Annotated in this window: 3 protein-coding genes; all 3 read right to left on the reverse strand. The window is 45.3% G+C overall.

Going from position 1 to position 13,098, the window contains the following annotated elements:
• Positions 1-538: 538 nt before the first annotated feature.
• Positions 539-7,606 carry an ESPR-type extended signal peptide-containing protein gene (locus UCI88_RS00450; protein ID WP_302357167.1) on the reverse strand — a complete coding sequence of 2,356 codons (7,068 nt, stop codon included), beginning with the start codon at positions 7,604-7,606 and terminating at the stop codon, positions 539-541.
• Positions 7,607-7,984: 378 nt separating this feature from the next.
• Entirely contained in the window at positions 7,985-10,417 is a 2,433-nt protein-coding gene (locus UCI88_RS00455) for an ESPR-type extended signal peptide-containing protein (protein WP_302357166.1), read from the reverse strand.
• 361 nt (positions 10,418-10,778) lie between these two features.
• A partial coding sequence (locus tag UCI88_RS00460; protein ID WP_330023865.1) for a YadA-like family protein occupies positions 10,779-13,098 on the reverse strand: 2,320 nt, incomplete at its 5' end.

The following is a 13,098-nucleotide window of genomic DNA, read 5'->3' on the forward strand; positions in this document are numbered from 1 at the left end:
TCATATTAAAACATATCGTTAGTGCTAGTCTTCTCTGATTTTTATTTTATAGATATGGGTTAAAATTGTCAACTAACTGTTTTATATAATTCATTATAGACAAATATCATATATTTAATTGATAATAAACATGCGTTTCAAATTAATTTATTTACTCAAGCACGATTAATAAATCGCTAAAATATGCAAATTCCAGAGGAATACGTTTCTTATCACCGTTTTTCAATCTCCACCTGAAAGGTTTATTTAAGTCCAAAACAACTCTTTAATCTCTATATTTTATGTATCAATATCATTACTATATTGATTTACAGTAGATTTTAAGCTGTCATTTTACTAGATGCGCTTCCTTCAGCGCCAGTATATTCAGTCTATCATTACCCCATTTTACCGCTACAGAGAGCGATTTAAACGGATTGGTGATTTATTCTCACATGGTCTTCGTCAGCAAGATATATAAAATTTTACGAAAATCGAAAAACTGAGGCCCCTCTCCAAAGAGAAGGACCTCAGTCTTACGCAGCACGTTGTCTATATTTTATTTTTTCAAATCTTCAATAGCCTGCATCAGTTGTTCAATCTTCTTATTCTGTTCTTCCAATTGTTGACGTTGAGCCTTAATCTCGTTACTTTGAGCAGATAACTGTTCACTCTGAGATTCAATCTGGCTGCTTTGCGACGCCAGTTTACTGTTCTGTTCGTCTACAACTGACCGTAAATCATTGATTTCCTGAGCCATGGCGCCCTTCGATTGGTAGTTCCCCGATCCGCCTTCACCGATTCTCCAGGTGACCCCGGCATTGACCATGTTTTCACCGCCGCCGTAGGACGAGCCAATGCTGACCATGGTATCGTAGTTCGGACGATAGAAGGCACCGACGGCTACGGCATTGGCACCGCGGTAATTACCGACACCGGCTGAAACTTCCCAACGAGTATTAGGATCGTATTCTAAGGGGTGGAGAGCTGCCAAGGCCGCCGCTCCGGCACCGACACGATCGACGCGGTTGTCGAGCTTGTTAATCTGATTGCCGAGTTGATTCATGCCGGATCCGATAGTCGTAACAGCTTCATTCAATTGGCCTACGTTTACCGCATCAGTAATATCTTTACCGGCGGCAACATTCTGAATCTTATTTCCACCCATGCTGACATTATCGGACTGGACGGTGATAGTCGTGCTATCGTCACTACCGGTAACAGTCAAGCCTTTGGTGTTTACCGTCGTATTGCCCGTCGTGACCGCATCTCCGCTGATGACGGTCGTCGTGTCACCGGAGCCAACGGTAATGCTGTCGCTGGCCGCTACTGTCTTCGCTGATACACTGTCGAGTCCGGAAAGTTTGGACGATAATTTAACTTTAAAGCCTTTCGTGCCATCGTTTACGACACCGATATTCCCTTCCGTTAATGAATTCGCAGCGGCACCACCTTTAATGCTCAACGTTTCAGCATTGCCGACTTCGATTTTTTCTCCGGTGTCACTGATAAAATCACGTTTGGCATTTTGAATGGCTTCAATATCTGTATTAATGTCTCCGATTTCCGTGCTGATGCTATTTACAGCATCGCGTAGCTGACCTTCTGTAGCCGCACGATTTTCAACAATCCCGTTTTCAGCAGGATTCCAAGTCGTATTGTCGAGGCCGGTAATATAGTTGCCGGTCTTATCCGGATTGATTACATTGCCGTCCTTGTCCTTGGCCGTATCGGCTTGCTTGCCGATAACCAGTTGACTGCCTTCTGCACCAATCGTAACTTGGCCTGCAGAACCATCAACAACGACTTGATTATCTCCCGTACCGGCCGCAATGTTCGAAGTCGTACCGTCAACGATTACCTGTTGCCCCGGAGCAGCGGCGTTGTTCAAGGTAATCTTATCGTTCAAGTCAATAGTATTGGTCTTAACCCCGTTACCATCGGTCGTCGTATTAATCGTAATATTTTTGCCGGAAGATAATTTACTGTCAGCAGCGTCCTGAGTCAATTTATTAGACAAGGCTTTCAGCTGTGCTACGTTGACCGCATCATGATCATCGGCACCACCGGCTACATTGGTAATACGGCGGCGATTTGAAGCTACGGTCGTATCACCGATGGTGTACTCAGCATTACCGACGGAAACGACACCATTGGATGCCGCAAAAGCTTCATTGGTTAAGTATGCTTCTGTCTTCACATTATCCGGAACGTATGCCAATGAATTTTGGCCTAATGCAACGGAGTTGTCGGATGCAGCGCGTGCTTTCTGACCGATCGCGACGCCATTACTTACAGTGCCTGTACCATCCAAAGTGTTGGTAATTGCATAGGAGCCAATAGCAATTGCATTATCGCCATACGCACGAGCCCAATGCCCAAGAGCCGTTGCTTCGTTACCGTTAGCATATGCCTGTTTGCCTAATGCAGTTGCATAATTGCCTTTGCCGATAGCCATTATTCCAACTGCCAAGCTATTCGTATCGTGGGCCTCTGCACCAGCACCCAAAGCTGTCGTCTGATAACCAAAGGCTTTCGCCGAATTACCGATAGCAACAGAGTTCATTTGTGCCTTTTCAGGAGCAACAACGGTATCATCATCTACGATGCTCGTACTATTTCCCGGTATACCTTGCACAGGATCTGTTGATCGTATCGCTCCGACATAAGCATCAACGCCCATAGCAATCCCATTATTAGCCGTACTTTCCGTAAGTGCTCCATAACCCAAAGCCATACTTTGATTAGCATTCGCTTTTGCGGTAAGCCCGATAGCCATCGCATTTGCTTCATTCGCCTGTGTTTCACGACCAATGGCTAAAGAGTCAGCCTTTGTTACAGTAGCAGCATAACCGATGGCGATAGCCTGATTTGCCGCAGCATTAGCACCATAGCCCATAGCAATACCAAGTGCACCTGTAGATTTACTGCCAGCACCGGCTGCAATCCCCCAAGAGCCGGAAGCACTGGCATTATAACCAATAGCAGTATCTGCTGTATTAGTAGCTTTTGCACGTACACCAACGGCCAAGGCATTCTCTCCTGTTGCACCATCATTATTTCTATTGCCTGCGTCAGTCGATTTAACTGAGAAGTATTTGGTCTTATTCGTTTCAAGTGCACTGGTCGAAGCTAAGCCGCTTACTTTATAGGTCGTTCCGTCATTGCGTGTAAACGTAATGGTATCGCCACTTAATGCAGCACTATCCGTTATCGTATCTTTCGCGTTAATCTTATACTGAGTATACCCGGCACTGGTATCTTTATCTATACTGCTAATATTGGCTCCCGCAAGCACTTCAACTTTTGCAGATTTGAGCTGAGCTACGTTGACGGCATCCGTATCAGAGCCTCCGGCTGCCACATTGGTAATCTGACGAGTCAGTCCCTCTTCCTTATTACCGATAGATACTGCACTTGCGCCGGATACCCATGGTGCCACCAGCAACTTATATTTTTTAATAGCCTCTAAGGCAATTTGATCATTTTCCGGCGTTGGATTTTGATTGCGTTCATAAATCGCTGCATTTGCTGCTTCTAATGCCGCTTGCATTTCTGATGTAAAGACAAAATCTCCACCGACAGTCGGATCATAACCAAGATAATTTCCATCTCGATCCGTAATAGAATAAGAACCTAACGCGATTCCGTTTGCCATGGTAGCATTAGCATTTCGCCCAAGAGCAAGCCCATTTTCCGCCGAAACATTGGAACTGCGCCCAATAGCAACCCCATCGTAGGCATTATCTGATGCTGTCGCAAAGTAACCAATAGCGACACTATCTTCCACCAAAGCATTAGCATAAGCCCCCATTGCAACCGTTTGATAATCTGTTGCCTTTGCAGCGCCACCAATAGCTATAGCATAATTCTGCGTTGCTTTAGCTGACGATCCAAGTGCTACTGAAGCAGAACGGGTAGCTTCTGCACGTTCACCTACAGCAGTAGCTAATCCACCGGATGATTTACTTCTGGCACCAATAGAGATACCAGTTCCACCACTAGCTACAGCGCCTTTACCAAGAGCCACATCTTCACTACCGCTAGCCGAAGTATCTACACCGATAGCAATCGCATGAGAACCACTGGCACCTTCATTATCTGCATTACTCGTTACAATAGAGCCTTCAGGATTCACACTAAAGAATTGAATTTTATTGGCATCTACTTTAGAATTTACCGCTTTTAGCTGCGCAACGTTAACTGCATCTGTATCTAAAGTACCAGCAGCTACGTTATTTATTTGACGAGATAAGCCTGATATACTACTCCCCACCGACACACCTGCCAAAGTAGATTCCCACGTAAATAGTAACTTATTAGCATTCGCAGTCATAGTATCTACATTATTTTGAGCAGAAGTAAGTGCAGCTCGTTCTGTCTTTAATTGAGCATCAATTTCTGCCTTTCTTTCATCAGTGGCAGAACTTCGTTCCGTTTGAAGGGCACTAATACGACTATTTATATCGTTGATATTATTTTTCTCAGTGGCAATGTCTGTTTGCAATTGGTCATATGCAGACTTATTATTGCCTAATACAGTATCACGTGATGTAATCGCCCCCGTTGGATCATACCCAATGGTGCCTTTACCGCCACTTGTTTCAGACAAGAGACCAAGAGCGACACCAGTCGTAATATTAGCGACCGAGTAACTGCCTATTGCCGATGATGACTTAGCTGTCGCTCTCGCTGAATACCCCAAGGCAGTAGAATAGGCCCCACTGGCACGAGTGGCTCCGCCCAATGAAGTTGATTGATCACCCGAAGCATTTGCTAAAAAGCCAATGCCAACCGAACTCATAGCCGTACCTTTAGCCTGGTTGCCAAGAACAACCGAATTGGTACCTTTTCCATTTGCCTGATACCCCAAAGCAATAGATTGTGTACCCGCAGCTTCAGCAGAATCACCTAATGCAATACTCGCATACCCCGATGCCTGGGTATTACCACCTAGAGCAATACCCGCAGAACCAGCAGCACTTAAGTGACCTACAACAACTGCACCATTTCCAGCTTCAGTTTGAGTACCAATAGCTACAGATGTCGCATCTTTAGCTTTTGCTGTATTACCGACAGCAACTGATCCCGATCCGGTTGCCTGCGCCTGGATGCCGAGCGCTAAGGCTCTATCAGCCGTCGCTTCCGCTCTACTCCCCACCGCAGTTGCATACATGCCAGTCCCTTTCGCCACATATCCCATAGCAATGGATTCAGTATTGGTTACACTCGTATTAGCCCCTAATGCCACTCCATAAGCGCCTGAAACAGTCGTTCCCGGACCAATAGCGACAGATTCTGATCCGGTTGCACCTGTATTATCTTTATTTATTGGTTGAATAGATTTTACAGAAAAATATTGAGTTTTATTACTAGATAACGCACTCGTTGAAGCCACACCATTTACCGTATAAGTAGTTCCATCATTACGGGTAAAGGTAATTGTATCTCCACTCAATGCAGCGCTATCAGTTATCGTATCTTTCGCGTTAACCTTGTACTGAGTATATCCGGAGCTTGTGTCCTTATCTATACTGCTGATATTGGTACCGGCAAGCACTTCAACTTTTGCAGATTTGAGCTGAGCTACGTTGACGGCATCCGTATCAATAGTACCAGCTGCCACATTAGTAATCTGGCGGGTAAGACCTTCTTCACCATTACCGAGCGAGAGTGACCCCATTCCGGCCATCCACGGTGCAACCATCGCTCGATATTTCATACCGGCATCCTTAGCCGCTTGAGCGTTTTCCGGAGTTGGATTCTGATAATATACAGCAGCTGCAGCATTCCATGCATCTAACGCGGTCTGCATTTCAGGTGTAAAGTTAAAATTACTTTCTGTAAGAGGGTCATAACTAAGAATATTCTCTCTACGATCAGCAACAGAATAGCTGCCTAAAGCAATGCCATTAGGGACTGTATTCCTTGTCTCTCGCCCAATACTCACACCGTTATCAGCCATGTCTGACGTTGAGGCCAGATTACCGATAGCTATACTACTTATATTCATTGCATTCGCATAGGCCCCAATTGCCACAGTATTATAGTGTTGTGATTTAGCAGCTCCGCCTATAGCAACAGCCAAAGTCTGCGTTGCTTCTGCTGCCGTGCCTAGTGCTACCGTACTTGGCTTTGTTGCTGCCGTTCCTTCGCCGATAGCAGTAGCCATTCCACCTGTTGCTTTACTATTAAGACCTATAGAAATACCGCTACCTTCACTAGCTACAGCACCTTTACCGATAGCAATATCTTGCAAGCCCGTAGCCGAAGCATCTATGCCAATTGCCATTGCATGATAACCTGTCGCACCTTTATTATCTTCATTGCTAGTTACTACAAAACCTTCAGGATTTACACTGAAGAAGCTAATCTTGTTGGCATCAACTTTATCATTTACAGCTTTCAATTGTGCCACATTGACCGCATCATAAGACTCAGCCCCGCCGGCTACGTTCGTAATGCGGCGGCGATTTTCAGCTACTGCATCCTCGCCAATTTTATACTCCGTATTCCCAACTGATACTATCCCATTATCTGCCGAAAAAGCTTCATCAGTTAAATACGCTTTAGTTGTTACACCGTTCGGAATATATGCCAACGAATTCTGACCTAATGCGATAGAATTATTCGAAGCAACACGTGCTTTTTGACCGATGGCAATCGCATTATTTACAGAATCGGTGCCATCCAATGAAAAGGTTATTGAATTCGTACCAATCGCAATCGCATTATCACCATAAGCACGCGCCCAGTGGCCAAGTGCCGTAGATTCTAAACCATAGGCACTGGCTTGCTTGCCAATGGCACTGGCATAATTACCTCTGGCATGGGCTGCCACACCAACCGCTAAAGAGTTTGTATCGTAAGTTTCGGATCCTGCCCCCAAACTCGTATTCTGATAGCCAAAGGCTTTTGCCGTATTACCAAGAGCTATGGAGTTCATGTGATCCTGATCAGGTTTTCCTGAAGAGGTATCATCATCAGTAACCGCTAAAGAATTATCCGGCACACCTTCCGAAGGCTGACCACCCGGAGTTACTTCAGCCCCAATATAAGAGCCGATGCCAAGAGCAATACCATTGACAGCCGTAGTAGTTGCCGTTGCTTCGCGCCCCATAACAATTGAGTCGTTACCGGCCGCAACGCCACTTAAACCAATACCAATGGACGCAAGCCCTGTAGCCTGTACAGAGCGACCGATAGCGGTTGAAGCTTCGTTAGTAGCTTGAGTTTGTAAACCAATGGCTACCGATTGTAAACCACTAGCTTGAGCCGCATACCCTTGTGCTATCGATAAATAGCCCGATGAATTGGCTTGCATGCCCAGAGCCAGGCTATAGTCACCTGCTGCATTGGCGTTATAACCAACTGCAACACTTCCCGCATTAGGAGCCTTTGAGCCTGTACCATAGGCAATCCCTGAGCCTGTTCCCGTTGCCGTATTTACCGCCATAACACCCGACGTCATGCCGGCACAAAGGGCCATCACGGCAAGAGATGTTGCCATTTTTTTACTGACTCTCCCGCTAGTCGATACAGACTTACCGTCTTTTTTTGCTAATTCAGATACGACGACATAGCAATGCCGCACTTTGCTCCAAATAACTTTATAAATTCGATTCATGCCGATTCCTCCCATATTCCTTAATTGAAAAAAATATAAAAGAAATGATAAAATTTAGAAGTTATTTCCCCCAAACAGCTCCGTGCTGTCTATATCGATTACCAAGCCTCCTTAATTCTCGGCCTAATAAGCCCCACTTTACCAAAATTATAAAATTTTAATAACGTTTATTTGTTGTTTATTTTATATAGTATCTATATACTTGTCAACAAATTACACATATTATGTCTATATTAAATCAGCAATTCTCTGTTTATTTCAGTTTCAATATATTTTTTAGTAATATATAACATTTTCAGAAATAAAAAAACTGAGGCCCCTCTCCGATAAGAGGAACCCCAGCTATCGTTACTTATTGTCAGAATTGATACGACTGCCTTATCTCTTCAACTCGGCAATAGCCTGCATCAATTGTTCAATCTTCTTATTCTGTTCTTCGAGCTGCTGACTCTGAGCTTCAATCTTGCTGTTCTGAGCCTCGATCTTGTCGTTCTGTGACGCCAGTTTGCTGTTCTGTTCGTCTACAACCGACCGCAAGTTGTCAATTTCCTGAGCCATAGCGCCTTTCGACGGGTATTTTCCCGTTCCGCCTTCCCCAAATCTCCAAGTTACGCCGGCATTTACCATATTTTCACCGCCGCCGTAAGACGACCCGATACTTACCATGGTGTTATAGTTCGGGCGATAGAAGGCACCGACAGCAACGGCGTTCGCCCCGCGATAGTTGCCAATGCCCGCCGAAAATTCCCAGCGTGACGTCGGATCAAAATCTAAGGGATGTAAGGCTGCCAAAGCTGCTGCACCGGCACCGACACGATCGACGCGGTTGTCGAGTTTGTTAATCTGATTTCCCAGTTGATTCATACCCAACCCGATATTGTTAATCGTGGTGTCAAAAGTTCCCTTGTTGATGGCATCCGTAGCTTCCGTAGCTTCGCCGATGTTGTGAATAGCTTTACCACCGGCGTCGATACCGTCCTTCGTGACGGACGGACCGTCGGTAATCGTCAGGCCGTCACTACTAATTGTCGTATCACCCGTTGTAACAGAACCGGTCGTAACCGTATTCCCGCTGATGACCGTAGTCGCATCACCAGAGCCAACGGTAATGCTGTCGCTGGCCTTTAAGGTCTTAGTAGATACACTGTCGAGTCCGTTAAGTTTCGAAGACAATTGGACTTTAAAGCCTTTGCCATTATTAACGATACCAATATTTTTATCCGTCAAGGAATTGGTATCAGCACCACCGGTAAGACTCAACGTATCGGTTGTCCCGATTTCAACCTTAGTTCCACTGTCACCGACAAAGGTCTGTTTCGTATTTTTAATGCTGTCATTGATCTTACCGATTTCCGTGCCAATAATATCTTTTAATTGCCCTTCCGTAGCAGCACGATCGGCAACGATATTATCTGCATCCCACGACGTATTGCTAAGACCTGTAATGTATTTACCACTTTTTTTAACGACATCACCGTTTTCATCAAGCTTGTCAGTTCCATCGGCATTCTTAAGGATAAACTCCTGATTCCCCATTACGATACCAGCATCCGCAGTACCAATTACAACCTGGCCCTTTGCGCCGTCAACTTTCACTTGATTATTTGCATTCGTGTCACTGCCTAAAGTAATCGTATCTGCGAGGCTAATTTTATTCGTATCTCCATCTTTATTTATAGTAATATTGTTGTTCCCCGCTACCAGCGATACTGCTTTTATGTCGGCAGTCAATTTCGTATTTAACGCTCTGAGCTGTGCTACGTTAACGGCATCCATGTTGTACGTGCCGGCCGCTACCTGTGTAATCTGACGGGTCTTGCCCTTGTCACCGACAGAGACAGCCCCAAGGCCTGACTTCCAAGAACCGGATGCATCCGAGCTTCTATCCTTCCCTTCCGGATCATATCCGGCAAGACCGGCTCGTTGTTTTGCTACAGAGTAAGAACCTATAGCGACGCCACCTACTCCACTATCTTTTGTTACACTCGCTTTATAGCCAATCGCAATACCATTTTCTTTATTAGTGACTTTTGCAGAAGTCCCTAGCACAACAGCATATTCCGATGTAGTGACTTCTGCTAAATTACCGATTACATTAGAGCCGGTAGAGTCAGCACCAACATAGGCTTTGTCACCGATGGCAACCGAATAGGTACTATCGACCTTCTTATAGCCGCTGTCTGATTTACTTGGATCGATTCGTACGCCGGTACCGATAGCCACGGAGCCTTCCAAAGCAGCTTTAGCATTATAGCCAATAGCAACGGAACTCAAACCGGCATCAGATTCGCTGCCGCCAGCAAATCCAAACTCCCCGGAATGAGATTTCCAACCCACGGCCACCCCCTGTTGTTTATCTACCACACTATTCTGACCGATAGCCAGCGACGCTGAGCCGGTGGCATTAGCATCGTTATAGGGCCATCCACCCGGCTGCATGTCGATAAACTTAAGCCCAATCTGTACCGCCTTTCCAGTTGAACTTTTAGTTAATTTAATACCTCGTCCAGCCTGTAGAACAACCGTATCACCGGGTTCAATTTCTGTAGTAGAACCCGTTGCCGTGCCTTCATGTTCGGTTTTTACATCAGGGCCTACACTTACACCAAATTTCCAAATTGTATCCGTATCGGCAGCCATGACACCGGGCATCATCCCGGCACAAAGAGCCATTACGGCAAGGGAGACAGCCATTTTTTTACTCATCCGAGAGGATGACGATACAGCCTTACCATCGGTTCTTCCTAATTCAGACACGACCATACAGCAATGACGAACTTTACTCCAAATACCTTTATAAATCTGATTCATGCTTTTCCTCCTGTATCCTTTAATTAAAAAAATATAAAAAGAAATGTATGAAAAAAATTTAGAAGCTATCTATCCTAAAAGATCCGTACTACCTCGATTGATCCCCCCTTTGTGACTCGTTTTAGTAGTCATAGTACCCAAATCATAAAGGGTCAACGACATACCTTTTTTCGTCTTTATTCTATATTTTACCAATATATTTGTCAATATTTTATGTATTTTATGTGTATTCATAAGGTGGTTTTACTTTTTTATTAAAATATCTCTTCATTTTACAGTAAACTACATAAATTCTTATAAAAAAACCAAGGCCCTCTCAAAAGAGAAGGGCCTCAGTCTCAAGCATGGCGCTGTCTTCAGTTTATTTCGTTAATTTTTCGATAGCCTGCATCAGTTGTTCAATCTTCTTATTCTGTTCTTCAAGTTGTTCGCTTTGCGACTCGATCTTATCATTCTGCTGTGCTAAGGCTGATTTCAGGGTATCAATTTCCTGCGCCATAACCTGTTTGGACGGGTAATTCTTCGTTTCGCCTTCACCAATTCGCCAGGTTACGCCGGCATTGACCATGTTTTCACCGCCGCCGTAAGATGCGCCGATGCTGAACAAGGTATCGTAGTTCGGACGATAGAAGGCACCGAGGGCCACGGCACTGGTACTTCTGTAATTGCCAAGGCCGGCCGTAACTTCCCACTTCGCATCGGGGCTGTATTCCAAGGGATGGAGAGCCGCCAAAGCTGCTGCCCCGGCACCGACTCTATCGACGCGGCGATCAAGACTGCCAATGCGGCCGCTCATTTCATTCATGCCCGCACCGATGGCAGTGACCGTACGGTCTAACTGAGCTTTGTTGATAGCGTCATTTGCTTCCGTCGCTTCGCCGACGTTGTGGATAGCGTTACCGCCCATGTTGACGTTGTTGTTCTGGATGGTGATATTCTTCGACGAATCTTCGTTTTTAATCGTAAGACCATCGTTGTTGATCGTCGTGTTGCCCGTCGTTACCGAGTTGTCCGTGATGACGGTCTTCTTATCACCGGTTCCTACGGTAATATTGTTGCTGATGGAAACGTTGCCGATTTCAGCCGAATTGAGGCCTTTAAGATCTTTAGAGAGCTTAATGTCAAAGCCCGTCTTCTGCTTGTTGGTTACGACACCAATGTTGTTATCGGAGAGGTTATCGCTGTCTGCACCGCCTCGGAGTTCCATAGCATCCGAATTTTTCCGCTTAAGCGGGTTATCACCGCTGTCGTCGCTGGCATAAGTCCGGACGCCGTCTTTGATTTCCCCAACTTCCTTAATTTTCTGGGAGAGGTCCTTCAACTGGCCTTCCGTAGCTGCCCGATCGTCAACAACATGATCTGCATCCCACGTGGTATTGGTTAAACCTGTAATTGTACGATTTTCCGTTTCGCCTTCACTTGGAGTCGTACCGTCGATTGTAATACCACCAACAGTAATCTTTTCTTCCAAGCTGACTTTTACACCCTTCGTAGCATCATTAGCGTCAACTTTTTCAACCTTAACCCCGGTCTCGGCATCGCCTACTACATTGGCTACGCCCGCTTTACCTTCGATTGTTTCAATCTTGGTATTGATGTTAGTAATGTCATTGTTAATCTTAGTAATGTTTTGATTGATAGTCTTTACATCACCTTCAACCTTCGTTACACGGTTGTCCAAATTGGTGATATTCTTGGTATTATTGGTAACTTGCTCAACAAATTCCGCCTCAAGACCAACTTTAATATCATTATTGTTTTGGGTAATCTGAACCTTTTCGCCGTTAACAAAGTTAATTACGGAATCTTTCTTAATGGACCGTTCGCCGGCTCCGTTTACAGTGAGTTTCCATGCTCCAGCATCACTGAGTAAGGTGTCGGTAATACCCAATTTGGTCTTCCAACTATTTACATTATCGTTTGACAAGTTAGTTGCATCAACTTTTGCGGAAGAATCTGCCACTGCTTTCAGTTGTTTTTCCGTAGCGGCACGGCTTTCAACAATGCCATTTGCTTCCGGATTCCAATCGGTATTGCTCAAGCCGGTAATGAATAAGCCGTCTTCAGTTGTATTAGCCTTAGTAGTTACAACGCCGTTCTGATTAGCGATGTAAATGCCACCGGTAGTTGTACCATCTTCAGCAGTCGTGCCACCGATACGTACGCTGCCGTCATTCAGGTTAATGTTCTTCGCTAACTTAACGGTCAAGCCAGCATCTTTATCAGCTACAATACCGATGTTGTTGTCAGAGAGCAGGCTTGCATCGCTGATTCCGCCCTTAACTTCAAGGGTTTCGTTCAGCTTCTTAGCAATCGTGACGTCCTTCGTATCGCCGGCAAATTTCAAGCCGTCTTCCAGGGTAGCTACCGTATGTTCTTCACCCTTTTCATCTTCATAAACGATACGTGTGATACCGTCTTTACCATGCTTACCATCGACACCATCGACGCCGTTCTTCACGGAGATTTCACCATAAGCGTTCTTGCCCGGCTGACCGTCTTCACCGGCAGGGCCTTGCGGACCGACTAAGCCGATGCTACCCGGTGTGCCATCTTTACCGTCCTTGCCCGGTTGACCGATAACAACTTCATTCTTCAATTTGAGGTCATAAATCTTCTGGCCGTTAACATCTTTCACGGCCATAGTGAGGTTGTTGTCACCGATGTATTTACCTAAAGCG

Source organism: Megasphaera massiliensis, from assembly GCF_036305205.1.
Taxonomy (GTDB): Bacteria; Bacillota; Negativicutes; order Veillonellales; family Megasphaeraceae; genus Megasphaera; species Megasphaera massiliensis.